At 52.0% G+C, this 18,430-nt stretch carries 13 protein-coding genes; all 13 read right to left on the reverse strand.

The window, feature by feature from the left end; genetic code table 11:
* Positions 1-5: 5 nt before the first annotated feature.
* Complete coding sequence (locus CF651_RS12105; protein ID WP_094015112.1) at positions 6-920, reverse strand: ABC transporter ATP-binding protein; 915 nt, start codon at positions 918-920, stop codon at positions 6-8.
* Between the two features lie 3 nt (positions 921-923).
* On the reverse strand, positions 924-3,881 hold the full coding sequence (locus CF651_RS12110; RefSeq protein WP_094015113.1) for an ABC transporter permease: 2,958 nt from the start codon (positions 3,879-3,881) through the stop codon (positions 924-926).
* Positions 3,881-4,930 carry an efflux RND transporter periplasmic adaptor subunit gene (locus CF651_RS12115; protein WP_245855874.1) on the reverse strand — a complete coding sequence of 350 codons (1,050 nt, stop codon included), beginning with the start codon at positions 4,928-4,930 and terminating at the stop codon, positions 3,881-3,883. Before CF651_RS12115 ends, CF651_RS12110 begins: the two co-directional genes overlap by 1 nt.
* Before the next feature lie 70 nt (positions 4,931-5,000).
* Entirely contained in the window at positions 5,001-5,789 is a 789-nt protein-coding gene (locus CF651_RS12120; protein WP_094015115.1) for an ABC transporter ATP-binding protein, read from the reverse strand.
* Between the two features lie 212 nt (positions 5,790-6,001).
* Positions 6,002-6,751: a PIG-L deacetylase family protein gene (locus tag CF651_RS12125; RefSeq protein WP_094015116.1), complete on the reverse strand. Its 750-nt coding sequence runs from the start codon at positions 6,749-6,751 to the stop codon at positions 6,002-6,004.
* Positions 6,752-6,795: 44 nt separating this feature from the next.
* Entirely contained in the window at positions 6,796-7,791 is a 996-nt protein-coding gene (locus tag CF651_RS12130) for an N-acetylglucosamine kinase (protein ID WP_094015117.1), read from the reverse strand.
* Positions 7,791-9,302, reverse strand: a complete 1,512-nt coding sequence (argH, locus tag CF651_RS12135) for an argininosuccinate lyase (RefSeq protein ID WP_094015118.1) — start codon at positions 9,300-9,302, stop codon at positions 7,791-7,793. Before argH ends, CF651_RS12130 begins: the two co-directional genes overlap by 1 nt.
* 5 nt (positions 9,303-9,307) lie before the next feature.
* Positions 9,308-10,072, reverse strand: a complete 765-nt coding sequence (locus CF651_RS12140; protein WP_094015119.1) for a creatininase family protein — start codon at positions 10,070-10,072, stop codon at positions 9,308-9,310.
* A gap of 79 nt (positions 10,073-10,151) precedes the next feature.
* Positions 10,152-12,674: an NEW3 domain-containing protein gene (locus CF651_RS12145; protein WP_094015384.1), complete on the reverse strand. Its 2,523-nt coding sequence runs from the start codon at positions 12,672-12,674 to the stop codon at positions 10,152-10,154.
* A 151-nt stretch (positions 12,675-12,825) separates the two neighbouring features.
* A complete protein-coding gene (locus tag CF651_RS12150) occupies positions 12,826-14,562 on the reverse strand; it encodes an ABC transporter permease (RefSeq protein WP_425436255.1) in 1,737 nt (578 codons plus the stop codon).
* A 13-nt stretch (positions 14,563-14,575) separates the two neighbouring features.
* Positions 14,576-15,673: an ABC transporter ATP-binding protein gene (locus CF651_RS12155; RefSeq protein ID WP_094015120.1), complete on the reverse strand. Its 1,098-nt coding sequence runs from the start codon at positions 15,671-15,673 to the stop codon at positions 14,576-14,578.
* 56 nt (positions 15,674-15,729) lie between these two features.
* Positions 15,730-16,857, reverse strand: a complete 1,128-nt coding sequence (locus tag CF651_RS12160; protein WP_094015121.1) for an extracellular solute-binding protein — start codon at positions 16,855-16,857, stop codon at positions 15,730-15,732.
* 158 nt (positions 16,858-17,015) lie between these two features.
* The gene (locus tag CF651_RS12165) at positions 17,016-18,203 is read right to left on the reverse strand and encodes an ROK family transcriptional regulator (RefSeq protein WP_094015122.1); all 1,188 of its coding nucleotides are present in this window, start codon (positions 18,201-18,203) and stop codon (positions 17,016-17,018) included.
* Positions 18,204-18,430: the final 227 nt, after the last annotated feature.

The following is an 18,430-nucleotide window of genomic DNA, read 5'->3' on the forward strand; positions in this document are numbered from 1 at the left end:
CCTCCTTAGCCTCTTTCGGATTCAACTTTTTCTTGCATTGCGGACAATGATTTCGGAGAACGGATCATAATCTTCTCTCCGTCGAATTCCATCGATGCCTTCGAATCAATTTGAAGCGCCTGAAGGTATGCTTTTGGAATTTGCAGCCTTCCGGCTTTATCCAGGACCACATACTCCTCGTGAACATCATGCATCGGCTCCAAGTCAGTACCCGAACCCGGGTCCGAATCGTCGAGATTCGGGTTTCTTTTAATAAATTCAGTGCTGGTCATACCGTCTCGGATTGCTACAACCCGATCCACCTTGCTTGCCAATGCCATATCATGAGTAACGATGACAATCGTCACACCCAGCTCCCGGTTCAATCTGCGGAAAATATCCATGATCCGGTCCGAAGTCTGGGTATCCACCGAGCCTGTCGGCTCATCGGCCAACAGCAGAGAAGGCTTATTCGCAAGCGATATCGCGATAGCCACCCGCTGCTGCTCCCCGCCGGACAGCTGCTGCAGCTTGTTGCCCATGCGCTCCTTCAGACCGACCCACTCCAGCAGCTGCTTCGCATAAGCGCGATCATACTGGCCGCTCAGCATCATCGGCATTTCAACATTCTCCAAGGCGCTCAAAAAGGGTACCAGATTACGGGCATTGTTCTGCCAAATAAACCCGACCGTACTGCGCTTGTACTCTACCAGCTCCTCATCGGTCATCTTGAGCAAATTCCAATCCCCTACCCGAACAACGCCTGCCGACGGCCGGTCCAAGCCGCCCAGAATGTTGAGCAGGGTGGATTTTCCGCTGCCGCTGTTGCCGATAATTGCCATCATTTCACCAGGAGCAACGGAAATATTGAGACCTTTGAGCGCGACGACCTCGATGTCGTCGGTCTTGTAAATTTTGACCAGCTCTTCACACGAAATCATCGTTTATTTCTCCTCTCCGAGCTTCACAGCTTGATGTACCCGCAGCCTGCGGATGTGCAGGAATAAGAGCAGAGCACCCGTCAGCATCATAAAGGCCACCACTACATACAGCTGGTCCGTATCTCTGGCGTTAAACACAACGCGGAACGGAGGCACCTGCGTCTTCACATTCTCCGCGGTTTGCAGAAACGGGAGAAACAAATAGCTGGTCAGCTTGCCGATACCTATCCCAAGTCCGATAGACAACCCCGCGGTAAACCCCTGCTCCAACAGCAGCATCCCTGTCAGCTGCCTGCGGGATAAGCCCATGGCCCGGAGCACGCCGAATTGAACGACACGGCTCGATAAGTTGAAAAACCAATATAAAATATATCCGATTAACGACACCAGAACCGAGACGAGGAAGCCGAGACTTAAAATACCGAAGACACCGCCGCGTGCAGGATGCTTCTTCTGAGCGATCAGCTCGTTGCGTACATCCTTTACGCTTGCAATCTGGATCTGCTTGGCATTTAGCGCTTCCAGCAGCGGTGCCACCTTGGCTCCTTCCTTCATCTTCAGCCAGACCTCGTAGGGAGTCACCGGTGATTGATCGTAAATATAGTCCAAATTCGCGATAAAAAACGGCATCTGCTCCGGGTACTGGCTAGGCCAATAGGGTACGGCAGCCACAACGACGAATTCCACGAGCTGCTGTTGGATCGAGATGCTGAGAAGGTCCCCGACCTTGATATGATTCTTCTCTGCGAAGGAAGTCGGAATAATAACCGACTGCTCGTACGTCCCCATCAGGTTCAAGTAACGGTTCGGATGAACCTGAAACAGATCTTTGCGAAACCAGGCGACCTTGGCAAAATCGACATTGTCGATCCCCATCAGCATCCCCTGACCGAGCGACTTGCCGGAGACGACAACATTTCCTTTGGTTCTAAGCACCCGTGCCGCATGCTCGACACCTTCAAGCTGCTGGAACACAACAAAAGGTGGCTCCACATACCTCAGCTTGGGTGGCGGCGGCTCCTGGCCGTTCCCTCCGGCTGCCCCCATGCCGGGGCTGCCTCCCCCGCTCTGTGTTCCTCCGCCGGCTCCGGACCCGGCGCTTCCGGTGCCGCCTTTGCCACCATCTGTGGGGCCTCCAGAGCCTGTACCGCCGCTGACGCCCCCATCCTGCCCCCCAGATACATCCTGGGACAGCTCGTCGGATACGCCTTCCCAGACCGCCTGCATGATCACGTCCGTTCCATAGGCGTACAGAATACGATCCGTCGAATTCATATCGATCGTCCTCGCTGCCGATGAATTATACACGCCGAGACCAAGGGTAAGGATCAACAGCAGCATCAAAGGGTAGTACGACTGCGCCGAACGGGATAACTGGGTAAGGGTCAAGTAGACGGGTACAGGCAGAAACCTTTGTCCGAGCCAGTTCCACAAGCGAAGCAGCCATGGAAAGATGCGCAGAAAAAACAATCCGAACGCGATAATCGACAGCGCCGGTACGAAAAACAACAACGGATGCACCTGCAGCTGATCCGTGGTCAAGCCGGTCTGAGCGGATAGCAGCTGCCGCTGATCAAATAAATAATAGCCATATCCTACAAGCGCGATGAGCAGCACATCGAGAAACCATTTTTGCCAAAAAGGCTTACGGTCTGAACGCGCCAGCTTCTGCTTATAGCTGACGATGGAGGAACGGGCGTAAACAATTGCCGGAATCACGCTAGCTCCGAGAGCTATTAGTACTGCCAACACGCCGTAAAGCAGGGCTTCCCGGGAAACCCCGACGGGCACCGCCTTCCGGTCCACGAAGGTTAAGAAGCCGCTGGAGGAGCCGATGCTTTTGGCCATGAACCAACCAAGCATCGGTCCGATGATGATTGCGACAGCACCCAGCAGCAGTCCCTCCAGTACATAGACCCCTATGATTTGCCGCGTACTGCCACCCCGGCTGCGCAGTACCGCTATCACACCGCGCTGCCTTTCCAGCGATTGGCGGGCGTTCATAACAATATAATAGAAGACCATAGCAATCATCGGCGCCGCCAAAGTAAACAGAAGAATTTGCAGCTGCAGGCTCTGTGTCTTGAATTCCTGCAGCAGCGGGATGAAGGACACATCCACCCGGGTATTTTTCAGCTTCTGAAACAATGTAATGTCCAGACGCTCCAGCTTACTCTCGAGTGGAGAAAGCTGACTTGTTTGAATGTTGCGCAAATCGAAAGCATAATACCAATTCGCCAAATTAAGCGGAATTTTTTTCTGCTGTATGATGTATTCATCAAACCCGGTCTCGCTCATGAAGAAGGTGTTGAGCATCCCTTCCATACCTTGAAACCAGTAAGGACTTGTTCCCTGCTTCGCCTGAATCGTACCGACGACCTTCACTTTCAGCGGAGCAATCCCGAGCCCACCGCTGATCGGATAATTAAACACATCACCGACATGGATATCGTTGCGGTACATCGCTTCTTCCATCATGACGGCCTCCACGATGCCGTTCTTCACTTGATCGGAAAACCATTGTCCCTGCTTGATATCAATCTGATCCTTGAGCCCCGTTTGTGCCATCAGGGTCATTTGGCGCTTCTTGCTCGGATCGATCTTCTTCGGATCGTCGGGCGACAGCTGCGAAGCGCGGATCGAATAGCTCTTGACATAGGCTTCGTAGGGAAAAGCGATCGTACGCGGAAGTTCATTCTGTATGTATTGATCGACCTCACGCAGCGCATCAAGATCGGCCCGGTCGTTTCCTGACGCCTGGTAGCGGATGAGCACGGATCCTGCAGGGAGACCGCCGTTTTTTTCCTCCAGCGACTTGGATACTACGCGTTTCAGCGATCCGTCCGCATACATCGGGATGCTGGTCGTAAACGCAACCGCCATGATCAGTCCGAGCAGCGAGCTTAACGTGAGCCACCGGGTGTTCCACATTTTGCGGTATAAAAACCGCAGCATCGACATCAGCGGCCCACTACTTTCTGCCCCGGCGTTAGTCCCTTCAAAATTTCAACGTCCGTCGCCGTCTGCTGTCCAATCTCCACGTCCACTTCCTTCTTGTTGCCCTGCTCGTCCACCACCTGAACATAATTGCGTCCGGAATACGACCGTAAGGTCGATAACGGTATCGTAACCGCCTTCTCCTTGCGTTGGGTAATAACCGAAACACTGAGCGGCGTACCGCGGTTCAGCCCTTGCGGAAATGCGTCCAGGGTGACGACCAGGTAATTTTCGATGGAATCGATAGGCTTGCCTTGGCCGTTGTTGTTTCCCTGCAATCCGCCGGTACCGCCATTTCCGTTCGTTGAGGCTTCCTTCGGATTCGGCAGCTGCAGCACCTTGCCTTTATGCTGACCGGCCGAGTTAATATCGACAACGGCTTCCATGCCGACCGCGACTTTTTTGACATCCTCCGTATTCAGCGAGGCGACGACCGTCAGCTGAGATAAATCCGCTATCGTGGCTACCGCATCATAAGCTTTGGCCGTGTCGCCCTTCTTTAAATAAACCGAGACGACGGTTCCGGCAAAAGGGGCTGTCAGCTTGGCTCCCGCCAAGGTGCTTTCCAGCTTGTTCAGCTCTTCACGCTTCAGCTCGAAATCGATCTTCGCCTGCTCCAGCGACTCGGCACTCATCTCGTCCGCCTTGCGAAGCGATTCGATCATGGTCAGCTCGTCTTTGCGTGTCTGAAGCCTTTTTTGCTTCAGCTGGCTTTCCAGCTCGGACACGTCCAGCTCTGCGATCAGCTGCCCCTGCTCGACTTTATCGCCGCTTTTGACAAGTATATTCTTGATTCTTCGATTGTCATCATCTGTAAAATACAGATCCTCTTCCTTGGTCGCCATCAATCTGCCGGAACCCCGAACCTTGGTTTCAAGCGTATCGGTCTTCACGGTAAATTCCGGCTTCTTCGACAGCTTCGGCGGATTCACGGCAGGAAGGGCTTCTTCCTCGTCTTCCTTGGGAAGCAGTGAACAGCCTGTGCTTACGAAGGCCATCGTTACCAGACACATGGTGACAAGAAGGGGGGTGCCCGCTCTTCTCAGGACATGCCTTGCTGCTGGTTTGATCAAGGATGGCCTTTCAGCCTTGTGCAGGCGTCTGTGTATGGATAAACCTTCCATCCACCATTTCGTATACATGGTCGGCAACCTCCATCATTGTCGGATCGTGAGTAGTCATGCAGATGGTTACCTGCTCGGTTTGAATGATACTTCGGAACACGGCCATGACCTGCGCACCCATCTGGGAGTCAAGCTCTGCCGTAGGCTCATCGGCTAACAGCAGACTGGGACGGTGCGCAATCGCCTTGGCGATAGCGACCCGCTGCTGCTCTCCTCCGGACAGCTCGAATGGGCGATGATGCATCCGTTTGCCTAACCCGACGAGCTCCAGGCAATGGGCGGTTCGAGCTTTCCATTCAGAGCGGGGGACATCCGCCATCCGCAAGGCAAGCTCTACGTTCTCCCATGCCGATAGCAGCGGCATTAGAGCAAACGACTGGAAAATAAATCCCATTTCCTTGCGCCGTATCGAGGTTCTCTCATCATCGCTGCACAAGTGGAAAGGATAATGTTTGAACATGATCTCCCCCTTGTTCGGCTGATCCAATCCCCCGATCAGGTTAAGCAGCGTCGTTTTCCCCGAGCCGGAGCGTCCTTTTAACATCACCAGCTGGTTCGGATACAAAGACATCTCAATGCCTTTCAGCACAGGCAGCTGTTGCCCGCCTACCGGGAAAGATCGCTCCACGCCGGATACGCTCAAAAGCCGTACGGGCGCATCCGTCTGCGCGGAATCTTTATGCAGGGATTCGGGATCGGCCGCTGCTGCCTGCTGCTCTCTTTTCGCCGATTGAAGCCACCGTAACATAAGATCCCTCCTGCCAGAATTACGTTTATATGTATCTATCAGACCATTACTACCATATTATAGACGAATTAAATTTGAAAAAGGTTACAAATTGGTTCGAAAATAAAATAGGGTGCAATTGCCCCAATGAAGCACAATAAGACCCATAGGAGTCCTTATTGACAAGAGCTCCTAGGGTCTTACGGGATGTTTCATTTACACTTCAATTCATTCTAAATCAGGTCCAGCGTAGGCAGCCGGGTTAAGTCCTTCCCCGTTGGCCGCTCTATGGATTGACCATTGGCGCGAACCAATGTGTAGTATTCGTAATTACCAATGACTGTGTAATCGGCATGCATGACTCCCGGATACGCCCGATTAACCGAATAAATCTGGCTCTTATACGCCTGCAATGCCCTTCCTTTATGTTGGCGGAACTCACTTATATCCACCTTTGCCGTTATGCAGCACGTTGCTTCAGGTCCGGACTCTTTGCAATGATCATAGTAGTGCGGAATCGAATTGTAATAGAATGCAGGCAGACCTCCGCTCGGATACTTCCCCTCCGACCTGGTCACAGCCAGCTCCGTTGCTTTGGAAATGGCTATATGGTCAAGATGACCTGTGACGCCATCCGGTGGAAAGGTGACGATGATGTCAGGCTGTATGGCAAGTATGCTCTCTTTGATTTGCTCCGCCAATGAGTCGAGCCCCTGCTCGTGCAGGGCTCCATCAGGGTGACGATATAATACAATATTCGTTACGCCTAAAAAAGCGCAGGCTGCCTTCAGTTCCTCCTCACGATGCCTAGCCAATTGCTCCCGGCAATCGAACTGAAACGCCCCGGATTTCCCCTTGCACCCCGAAGTCGCACAAATTAGGTAAACTTCATGCCCGCTGTGACGGGCTTTGGCCATCGTGCCGCCAGCTGCAAAGGATTCATCATCAGGATGGGCAAAGACGAATAACCATTTTTTACTCATGCTCCTTCAGCTCCCTGCATTATGGATTGGAGATCATTTCAAGCTCACTGCTCCAGGCCGGCATTCAAATAGGATAACCCCATCGCAGTAATACCGAATATCGGTTCATTGTGTAAAGTTTCCAGCTGAGACTTATCCGCGTATGCCCTTATTTGTTGAGTCAAAAGGTGACGAATCACGGTGTCATTTTGCAGTACGCCGCCTTGCAGCATGAGCTTAAAGGGAATATCCCGCAGCTGAAGCCGGTCAATGACCGCTTTGACAGCAATAAATAATTCGTCGCTTGCAGCTGTAAGGATCCGGTGAGCCTCACTGTCCCCGGCTGCAGCAGCCAGACTAACGAACTTGGAAAGGTCGCTCAACTTCTCCACAGAGTAGTCGTTGCCGTATATCCAATTAAATAATTGTTCGGGATGGCTGACCCCCATATGGGGAAATATCCATTCCTCCAGGCGGGTCGCCCTTCCTCTGCCGTCGTGGGCCCTTAACATGGCCGTGACCGCTTGCTTGCCTATCCAGTATCCGCTGCCTTCATCGCCTGTCCGATGCCCCCATCCCCCCGATCTGGCTGAGTCCCCTGACCCGTTAATGCCATATACGATCGATCCGGTTCCTGCGATGACGAGAATACCCGGAGTTCCTGACGCAGCTCCCAGCAAGGCGGACAATCCGTCATTTTCAACGATAAGCCTCTTCACTTGAACGGACTGCTGAACTAAGGCTTCGTTCACGATGTCCATGATGATATTTCGATCATACGTAGTGTCCAGGCCGGCCAGAGCAAACACGGCACATTCGATTTCTAACGATAAAGCTGCTTCCGCATATTCGGCAGACTGTCGCTTCGCCCAATCTCGTACAGCCTCATGAATCCCATTGGACAGCTCCCTGATTGCCGCATCCCTGCCAACGCCTTGATAATTGCACGAACCGCCTCTTCCTTGTCCCAGCAGGCTACCTGCTTTATCCATCAAAACAACCTGGCTTTTCGTTCCGCCCCCGTCCACGGCCAATAAAGGAATTCGGATTATCCGTTCCATCACGACGATTGGCTCCAACTTAATATAGTTTGATCCAGATGCTGCAGTGCACGTTCATTTTGATCCTGAGCTCGTTGAAGCCACAGCTCGTGGACTTTGTGCTGCTGCTTGCGCGACTCAATAAATCGACTCATTTCCGCAGGATTGGGTCCTCCGAGAAGCGAGCGCAGTTCAATGAAGTGAACCGGATCCAGCGCCTTATCCAAAGCTTCCTGGTCGAGCGATACCTTACGCCCAATGACAAGCTGAGCCACTTCATTCACAAGCGGCAGTGTAATTTCATGAGCTGCCAGCCCCTCCTGCACCGCTTTGTTCACGACACCGCTGACAATATGATGAGCCGTTCTAAAGCAAAGCGCATCCGTCCTTACCAACGTATCTGCCAGCTCGGTTACCGTTGCGAAGCTTTCTTGCGTCCGCTGCCTCAATACTTCCTGATTGACGTCCATCGTCCCGATGACGGCGGCCAGCAAGCGGTATGCCTTGTCCATAAGATCAAGACTTTTCCATGCGTAAGGCTGCATATCATCCTCCGTATCCACAATATCGCCGAACGGCGTATTATGAATCATCGTTAACACCGTACCTGCATTGCCTGCGCAGCTCGACAATAAGGCCCTAAGATGCTCCAGTGAAACCGGATTGCGTTTCTGCGGCATAATCGAGCTGATTTGGACATAGGGCGCTGCAACCTTCAACACCCCAAACTCCTGCGTGCACCATAACAAAAGATCCTGAACAACTCGTCCGAGGTTGATCGCCGCTAATTGGACGGCTGAAGCTGTTTCCCCCAAATAATCCGCCCCGCCGATGGCGTCATAAGAATTTTCTATCAGCTCGTCAAAGCCCAGCAGCTCCATCATCCGCTCCCGGCTTACGGGAAATCCCGAAGTTGTCAAAGCCGCGGCCCCCATGCTGCTGCGGTTGCAATTGGCGTATGCAGCAGTCATGCGGCGAATATCCCTGCCCAAGGAATCAACGACCGCACTCACATAATGAGCCATCGTTGTAGGCTGAGCTTGCTGCGTATGCGTGTAACCGATCATCACGGTTTCGGTATGATCTGCTGCGAAAAGAAGCAAATGCTCCTTCAGGTGCAGGGCGGAGGACAGCGTTGTGAGCAATTTCTCCCGAAGAACCATGCGATAGATGGAAATGCCCATATCATTGCGGCTTCGGGCCAAATGCAAATTTCCTGCGATCTCCCCCGCATGCTCCAGCAGCTCATGCTCCACTTGAAAAAACAAGTCCTCAAATGCTCCCGAATACTTCGCCTGCTGCAGCGCAGCCAGATCCAGCTGCTGCAAGGCTCTAGCGATATGCTTCGCATCGCCTTCGGTAATCAGCTGCTGCTCCAGCAGCATAATTAAATGAGCCTTATTAATCGCCATCATCGGCCCTAATAAATGCTGCTTCGCTTCATTAAAGGCAGGCTCCAGCACAACCTCCGCATACGTTTTGCCCGGAAACGAGATGCCTTCGCTGCTCAATAACCGCTCTTTATATCCCATTACGGTTAACCGTCCTCTCCGTCTTTTCTTTTTCTGTTCTCCAGCCAGCTGCGTATTAACCGGTTCATATTGCGGGAAGCCTCTTCCACAATCGCTGTCCCGGCCTCAAAGGACGTTTGGCTGATTTGGCCTGTATAACCATTCCAGCCTTGGGGTGTGCCTTCTACTAATATATAAGGAAGCGAGGCTAAAGCAGGCTTTGAAGTCAAATCGGGATCGGTTGGCTGCACGGTAACCAAATCAGGCCGGAACGCTTTGACGGCTGACATTTCATAAGGACCTCCATGTCCCCTTCCGGTTGTTCCCTTAAAATAGCCTTCCTGCTCTGCGAACTCTAGTGACACCATCTGCCACCAGTTAATAAGAAGAAAACTGGCGTCCGGGTAGCGGCCGGTAACGGCCTCAGCCACGGTGCGGGAAGGTCCCATGTTGGCATCATGGGCATTCAATAAGACGATATTGCGGAGTCCCAGCTCGCAAATTCCTTCAACGATATCCGTTAAGTACTCGGTATACACCGAGGGCCGAACCGAGATCGTTCCGGGGTAATGTCTTGTTTTGCCCGGACAGCTGGTAAATGAAACTGTAGGATAAATCAAGGGCCGCAGCTCCGCAGCCACATGCTCTGCAAAGCCTTGGGCCAGAATGATATCCGTACCGAGCGGGGAATGGGGCCCATGATATTCTACCGAGCCTAAGGGAAGGACGGCGAATTGAGCCTCGGCCTTTACTCCTTCCAATTCCCTTCCATGAACTTCAATGACGTGCATCGGGAAGCTCCCTCCTAAGAATGGCAGACACCCGGAGGGCTTCCTAAAGAAACAAGAAGCCCTCCGAATGCCGTTTCATTTATTGCTTTTGACTGATCATATTAACGAACATCCGGATCGAGCCCGGAACGAGGCTTGGAATTTCACGATACCAAACCAAGGAGCTGTAGGTGTAGATGCCTTTGCCGTAAGGAGCGGATAAGAAGGTGCCGGTAAATTCTTTCTCTCCCGGATCCCCGTTAGAAATCAGCTCTGTGTATTCCTTGCCCCACTCCGATGGATTGTAGGCGGAGCGGTCTTGAATCCATTGATCCCAATCCGCATCCGTAATTTTATTCGGATAGTTGAACATCGGATGCTCCGGTGCAAGCATCGTCACTTTGGAGCTTTCGTCGGTCACGCGCCACTCAATGAGCGGAGCCCCAATTTTAATCGGATAAGGAGCAAGCTCAGGTGTCCACTTATCCTCAGGCTTATGATATTGAACGACCAGATTGCCCCCATTCTCCACATAGCTAAGCAGCCGCTGGTTGCTCGGGATCAGCTCAGGACGGAATGCATAGGCACGGATGCCAAGCACAATCGTATCGTACTGGGATAAATCGCCGTACTGGATATCCTTCGCATCCAATTTCGTTACCTGGACACCTAGCTGGCTTAAATATTGGTCAATATTGTCAAAGCCACTGGACACATAGCCGACCTTCAATTGTTCCGGCACTTCAAGCTCAAAAGCCTGAATTTTCAATTCAGCCGGCTGGATCATATACGTTTTGCCGATATGCGGGTATTCGATCGTTTGAGCCCCCTCGGTGCTTTGAATCCCCCCGTTCGACGCAATGGCCTTCACCGTATATTTACCCGGTTCGACCTTGGAGGAGCCTTTCACCGAGAAAGCGACTGATTTGGTTTCCCCTTTGGCTGCAAAGCTCAGTTCCTCCGCGGCCGGCTCTACCGTCCAGCCTTCCGGTACATTCAAGGAAACGGTCGCTTTAGAAGCACCCGGCGTATAATTGCGGACCGTCACCTTCACCGGAATCGGTTCACCGGTTTTGAGCGTGTTCAGCACCGTTGCACTCGGGCTCAATGACATCGAATACGGCGGCAGGACAGCTACGGCATTCTGAGGAGTCACTTTAAGCCTGGTGGTAGTGTCGAAAGCCTGGTACTCTACGTTGCCGGTCAACACCGGTGCAGCGTAAGGCTTGAATTCGGCCGCATTCGCAGGTACCGATACATCGTAAGCAGCGGAGACGGTTTGATTGGTGCCAAGCTTATCAAAGCTGACTGCGCCTGCAGGCTTAGCCGTCCACCCCTCCGGAACATTCAAGCCCAGCTTGATATTTTTCAACTCCAGCGTCCCACCGTTAAACGCGGTAACCACAACTTGCACGGATTGGCCTGCGACAAGCTCTCCGGCTGCCGGCTTTACTTTGGCTACGACCGATGCGGCCTCCATGCTTGCTTTATTCAACTGCTCTTCCTTGACACGCAGCCGATATAATAAATCCACCTTCGTGGCATTGTCGAGATTCGATGCATTTACATCGGCTAGCGCATTTTGCACATCGGCTTTCATCGCGTGAACTTCCTTGGCAACTCCTGCAAAGCTTGGATAAGCTGCGATGACCTTCTCCGAATCGCTTTGCAGCACACGCAAATCCTTTGTCACCTTGTTGTCCTTGCCCTTGGTATCGATTTCTTTGGCTAAATCCTCGAACGTATAGGCAATGCCGTCAAAGAAGTCCGTTTCTTTATCTTTCAAGGCTGTCGTACTCGATTGCAGCTTATAATAATTGCTGAACAAGTCCGGTTTGGCCGGTCCTTCATCATAGTTGCGTCCCATCCCTTGGCTCTTGTGCATGAAGCGGGACTCTTCCCCAAGCTGCAGATAGGAAGCTCCGTAGATTTCATTGTAGTCGCCGATCGGGACGACAACGCTGTAATCCTTTGAGCTGGCCGGCACATACAGCTTCTTTACCTGCCATGGCTGCAGCCCTTTTTGCAAATGCTCAGGAAATACGTTCGGATCGGCCGCATCCTTAAAGGCTCTGACGGTGATGACGTTAATGGCTCTGTGATGTCCATGCGTGGAGTTTTCATTTAAAAAGGACGGGTACACGATGTCCGGCCGGTCTTCCCGTATTTTGCGGATGAACCGTTCGTATACAACGGAATCGCCCCATTTGGCCAGCGTCTCATCCGGGCTTTTCGAAAAGCCAAAGTCAAATATCGGATCGTTGATATCCTCGCTGAGCATGCCAAGCGTAATATTCGTCACCTTGGATGCCTCCTGCAGCTCGCGGGTCCGTATAATGCCCAATGCGTTGCCCAGCTCGCTGCCGATCTCATTCTGTCCCCCTTCTCCCCGATTCGCAATCACGCTGAACGCGTTCACTCCCTTACCCAGGGAGAGATATGCCAACGTGGCACTATGCTCATCATCCGGGTGAGCTCCCGTATTCATGGCGCTGGCTATCGTCGTTAGCGGCTTAATGGACTTCCACAGGTCTACAATCCCCCGATCCGCCTGGGCCGGCTGTGCCCCTAACGGAAACAGAAGACTGCCCGCTACCGCAATACTGGTAATGACCGAAAGCATTGTCGAGCTCGTTTTCCTAAGCCTCAAGTTAACTCCTCCTTTGATTACATTGTTGTAGCCTCGGCAGCTTTATGACCGCAGGTCAATCTTCATTGAAAGCCTGCAGCTATCATCACGTGGACGCCCACGATATGACCGGTTGAAGCGGAGTTTAGACCGCTGTGCCTGCCTGATCGCCTGCGATTTTTCTTGAAATGAACAGCACGATCACAATCAGAATGATTTGCAGAACGCCATAAGCACAAGCGGTGCCAAATTCAAAGGAGTACATACGCTGGAAAATCTCGACGGAAATCGGTGCGGTTTTGGCCGTGAATAATAAAATCGAAGAAACGAATTCGCCGATGCCTTGCACAAAAGCCAGCAGCGTGCCGACCAGCACCCCGCTTAAAGCCATCGGGAAGACAACCCTTCGGAAGCTGTACCACCAGGACGCTCCCAAATTACGGGCCGCTTCTTCGACCGAGCCGTCCATTTGCATCAAAGTAGCGGAGGTCGAACGGAATACTAGGGGCAGGTGACGCACGAAATAAGCAAGCGGAAGAATCCAGAAGCTGCCGATGAGCACCTGATTGAAGCTGAACACCGAGGGCTGGCTGAACGCCGTAATCAGATTGACCCCGACAACCGTACCCGGCAGCGCCCACGGAAGCATGATCAAGATATCCAGCAGCGTCTTGCCTTTAAATTTCATACGGACCATTGCATAAGCTGCGGCAACCCCAAAGATGACATTGCCTATCGTCGCAATAAAACTCAACTTGAAGCTGTTGCCAATCGGGCGCCACGTCTTGCTATCCGTAAATAGCTTGATGTAATGGTCTACCGTGTAGGCCGGAGGCAATATTTGCGTCGTCCATGTGGCGTCTTTGGAGAAGGAAATGAGGATCAGCACCAGGATCGGCAGCAGCAGCACAATAACCCCGATGAAGGATAATACCATCGCCGTATATTTGCCTGCCGTACTCTTCACCTCGGTTCGATGAACGCTGACCCCTTTGCTCATATTTTGATAGTTGCGCAATCCCTGATACCAACGCATGATCATCAGAAACAAGATCGAAACGATGGTTAGCAAGGTTGACTGCGCAGCAGCCATATCCAGATTGCCGTTCGTCCTGGACAAATAAATTTGCATCGTCATGGTCCGCTCGATACCGAAAATCAGAGGCGCCGTATACGAGGCCATCGAGATCATGAACACCAGCAAGGATGAGGCGATCATCGCCGGCGTCAGCATTGGCAGAATCACACGCCGCCATACGTACAATCGTCCCGCTCCCAAACTCGAGGCCGCTTCCTCAAGGGAGGGATCCAGGCCCTTGATCGCTGTAGAGGCCGTCATATAAAAGTAGGTGTACATCGTGAACGTATGCACCATCAATACGCCCCAGACACCCTTCAAGGAGAAAGGAACCTGCTCCAGCTCGAACAGCAGCTTCAAGAATCGCGGAATAATGCCGCTTTCTCCATATAGGAACGTAAAAGACAGCACCCCGACGAGGGGAGGCAGCGCCATCGGGACCATCGCCAGAACGGTAAGCACCTTTCTTCCGGGAAACTCATACCGTTCCAATAGAAAAGCCATGGCAACCCCAACGATGGCACATGTGATTACACTAAGTACGGAGATATAAATGCTGGTCCATAGCGCTTCTAAATTCGCGGTATGCTCCAAGCTGAAAAATTTCGCATAATTTTTTAGCGTAAATTGCTCCTGCACCTGTACGCTCTGGACAAACGTCTGAAACAGCGGGTAGACTACATAGGCGAGCAGCACAAGAAACAGCGGAGCGACCAAAACATAAATGAAATAGCGGGAAGAGGTTATCGCAGACCAGGTCCGATTAGACAGGGCGGAAGCTGAGCTTGGATTTTGTTCTCTCACCGGGATCCCCACCCTATCCTAAGAAATAAATACTTTCTTTCGGTATATGAAAAACGATTTCTTCACCGCGCTGCCTGACGTGATGTCCTATCCCGACAAACATGGCCTTCAGAGGGGTATCCCCGATGTGTACCAAATAGTTCACGCTCACGCCTGTAAATTCTGAGATCGTTACTTTTCCTTGAACCGTATTTGTTAATGAAGCTGCCTCATCCTGCTTTGTTGAGGCTTCAACAATGGCCTCCGGACGAATGGACACTGTAACGGAAGCCCCTTTTTCCAGCTTACAGGCAGAGGCTGCATTGTGTATGAGTCCCCTAAGACGAAGCTCCGGCGCAAAGTCGAACCGCAGCACCGCTTCTCCGTCCTCCAAGGCTACCACCGTCCCCTGCCATAGATTGGATTCGCCTATAAAAGAAGCGACAAACCGGTTCACCGGACGATGATAAATTTCCTCTGGACTGCCGATTTGCTGAACAATCCCACCCTGCATGACCATAATCCGATCGGACATAGCCATAGCCTCCGCCTGATCATGAGTGACATAAATGGTCGTAATTCCCAGTTCCATCTGAAGCCGTTTTATTTCAAGGCGGGTTTCTTCCCTTAGCTTGGCATCCAGGTTCGACAAGGGTTCATCCAGCAGCAAAATGTTCGGTTCAATGACAAGCGCTCTTGCCAAGGCAACACGCTGCTGCTGCCCGCCTGATAACTGATCGATCCTCCGGCTGCCGTAGCCTTCCAAGTGAACGAGCTTTTGTATCCTCTCCACTTTTTGAATCAGCTCCGGCTTCGGCACCTTCCTCACCTGCAGCCCGAAGGCTATATTCTCAAAGACCGTCATATGGGGAAATAATGCGTAGTTTTGAAATACCATCCCGGTGTTCCGTTTGTTCGGGGGCAGTGTCGTCACGTTATCCCGGCCAAATAAAATCCGGCCCCCGCTCGGGTAATAAAACCCGGCTATCATTCGAAGCGTCGTCGTCTTGCCGCATCCACTGGGGCCCAGAAAAGTAAAAAACTCGCCTGGCTTGATGTGAATATCAATACCTTCAACGCCTTTAACCGAGCCGAACTGCTTGCTTACATGCTCCAATGTCACATCAATCAAACGCAGGTACCTCCCTCCGTGAGGATTAGAGGCGGAGAAAACTCCGCCTGCAGTCATTATTTGGACCCTTTCCCCTTAATGTTTTCATCCCAGTACTGCATCCAGTCCTTTTCTTTCTCCGCCATAACAGTCCAGTCCAGCTCCATAGGCTTCAATTCAACGCCCTTCAGCCATGCCGGCAGCGTATCCTTGCTGATATCCGTCCGCGTTGGAATTTGGAACAGCTTCTCGGCCAATTCCACACGAAGCTTGGCATCAAACAAAAACTCATAAAACTTTTTGGCCGCATCCATGTTTTTGGCGCCTTTGACGACTCCAACTCCATCTACGAGGATCGGTGCTCCGCTTGCCGGGTATATAAAATCGAACGGCTGTTTTTGCAGCTCTTTCTGAATCATAATGTCCTGCAAATTCCATAGCGACAGCGTGCCTTCCTCACGGGCAAGCTTCAAATACAGGTTGGTCGGATCTTGAGCATACTCCTTCGTGTTCGCATCCAGCTTTTTCAACCAATCGTAGCCTTTTTTCGGATCGGCCGCTCCTTGACGGTGAATCATTGCAGAGTAAATTGTTCTCATCGTTCCTGAGGCCAACACGCCGCGAATAATGATTTTGCCCTTATACTTCGCGTCGAGCAAATCGTCCCAGTCCTTCGGTGCGTCCTCCTTCTTTAATGCCTTGGAGTTGTACATGATGACCTCGGGCAGCAGCATCTCACCATACCACCGGTCTTGAGCGTCTTTGTATAACGCAGGCACTTTATCTGCAAAGCTCGGCTTGACGCTTTCCAGCAAGTTCTCATTGGCAGCAGTCATCAGAGCGGATTGGGTGCCTCCCCACCAAAAATCAGCCTGCGGATTCGCCTTTTCCCCGCGTACCCGCTCCAGAATTTGCTGCGCCCCCATGGTCAGCACCTCGACATCCATTGTCGGGTTTTTCTCCTTGAACTTCGGGATAATCTCGTCGACGACATTTTTATCTCTGGCGGTGTAAATGACGAGCTTCTGCTTCTCTGCGGGCTTCGGCGCCTCCGTCGGCTTTGGCGTTTCCGCTGCAGGCTTATCAGCGGGCTTCGCCGGCGCAGACGTCGGTGCCGCTCCGCCACAGGCTGTTGTTGCCAGCATGACCAGGCTGAGAACCGTTCCGGTAAACCAGGACGTACGCTTTTTGAAAAGTTGTTTCATCGTTTATTCCTCCTAAGAGTTTTGTGTAACAAAACTTGCATCGTAAGCATCAACTGTGTTTTTGCGCCAGTAAAAACTGGCTTCGTAAGCGTCCACTGAGTTTTGTGTAACAAAACTTGCATCGTAAGCATCAGCTGAGTTTTTGCGCCAGTAAAAGCTTACTTCACAAGCATCTCCGTCCCCCTCGCTGAGGGAAATGCCTCCAACGCACTGTGTATGGCTCCGATAATGCCGGCTTGCTCGCCTAACGACGCCATCTTCAATCGGGGAATTGATGGAATCCATTCCGCAAGCATGTGCCGCAGCTCAGCAATCCCCTCCTCCCCGATATGGACCAGCTCACCGCTCAGGATCAACAGCTCCGGATCCATGACGCACGCTATATTGGCCATGCCAAAAGCCCAATGCTTATAAATATCGTCTAGAAGCTCGCGCGCGTCATCGGAACCATTATGCGACAGATCCAAGAGCTGCCTGATAATGCTTATATCTTCTTGCGGTGAAGGAAGGAGCCGCTTCGCTTTGTTCCGGATGGCCGGTACGGAGTAGTTATTTTCAAAAACACCAAATTCCCCATACCCGCGCTGCCCCAACGGACCAACCATCATATAGCCGATTTCCCCACTTGCTTCCATAGCCCCACGGTAAAATTGCCCTCCGATCATGATCCCTGCCCCGATCCCGGTACCTACATACATGTACACAAGGTTGGAGCAGCCTCTGCCAACCCCCTGATGAAATTCCCCCAGGGTCATCAGATTGACATCATTGTCAATGATGACCGGCAGACCTAGTCTTTGTTCAATCTCTCTCTGTACCGGCAACCCCATCCATCCTGTGCTTGGAGCGTAGCTGACCGTACCGTCTCTGCGCTGAGTAATGCCAGGCAGTCCGAGGCCGATGCCAAGCAGCCTGCTTTTATCGAACCGGCTCTGTGACAGCAGCTCTGCGAGCCCGTGCTCCACACTTCGGATCGCTTTCTCCCCATCCTTCGGGCAAGTAAACTGCGTTTGATACTGGAACAAGACCTCCCCCTTCAAATCGGCAATGGCCAGCTGCATCGTGCTTCCTTCAAATACAGCTCCAACCACTCCGTAGGCTTGATAGTTATACTCCAGCAAAATCGGCTTACGCCCCCCTTTTGACTCCCCAACCCCTACTTCATGAATTAAGCCTTCCCTAATCATTTCATCCACCAAAGAGGAAACGCATGGTCGGCTCAGCTCCGTCAACTTGGCTAAATCCGCTCTCGATACCCTCGAGTTCTCCTTCAGCTGATGAAGAATACCTTCGCGGTTCATTTGTTTGACCAACTTCGTATTGCCCGTTTGACCCCGACCGATCAATGGAATGGTTCACCACCTTAATTAGTTAAAATGATTAACAAAGCGCATTTGATCCTAATCTATGCACGCCCGAGCAGCGGTATGACACGTCCGTTAAGTTTTTGTGAACGAGCACGGGCAGCGGATGAGCGTATGGTCCTCCAGGTTTCTAGCAAAAAAGCTGCGGCTCCCTTCCCCCGATAAGAGAACGGAACCGCAGCTTTATTTTACACAGGCATCATGTCATA

This window comes from Paenibacillus rigui (assembly GCF_002234615.1).
Taxonomy (GTDB): domain Bacteria; phylum Bacillota; class Bacilli; order Paenibacillales; family NBRC-103111; genus Paenibacillus_S; species Paenibacillus_S rigui.

Bases quoted from the DNA above. Each gene is read 5' to 3' on its own strand.
- CF651_RS12105 (WP_094015112.1), bottom strand. From the start codon at position 920: ATGATTTCGTGTGAAGAGCTGGTCAAAATTTACAAGACCGACGACATC.
- CF651_RS12110 (WP_094015113.1), bottom strand. From the start codon at position 3,881: ATGTCGATGCTGCGGTTTTTATACCGCAAAATGTGGAACACCCGGTGG.
- CF651_RS12115 (WP_245855874.1), bottom strand. From the start codon at position 4,930: ATGTGTCTGGTAACGATGGCCTTCGTAAGCACAGGCTGTTCACTGCTT.
- CF651_RS12120 (WP_094015115.1), bottom strand. From the start codon at position 5,789: ATGTTACGGTGGCTTCAATCGGCGAAAAGAGAGCAGCAGGCAGCAGCG.
- CF651_RS12125 (WP_094015116.1), bottom strand. From the start codon at position 6,751: ATGAGTAAAAAATGGTTATTCGTCTTTGCCCATCCTGATGATGAATCC.
- CF651_RS12130 (WP_094015117.1), bottom strand. From the start codon at position 7,791: ATGGAACGGATAATCCGAATTCCTTTATTGGCCGTGGACGGGGGCGGA.
- argH (WP_094015118.1), bottom strand. From the start codon at position 9,302: ATGGGATATAAAGAGCGGTTATTGAGCAGCGAAGGCATCTCGTTTCCG.
- CF651_RS12140 (WP_094015119.1), bottom strand. From the start codon at position 10,072: ATGCACGTCATTGAAGTTCATGGAAGGGAATTGGAAGGAGTAAAGGCC.
- CF651_RS12145 (WP_094015384.1), bottom strand. From the start codon at position 12,674: ATGCTTTCGGTCATTACCAGTATTGCGGTAGCGGGCAGTCTTCTGTTT.
- CF651_RS12160 (WP_094015121.1), bottom strand. From the start codon at position 16,857: ATGAAACAACTTTTCAAAAAGCGTACGTCCTGGTTTACCGGAACGGTT.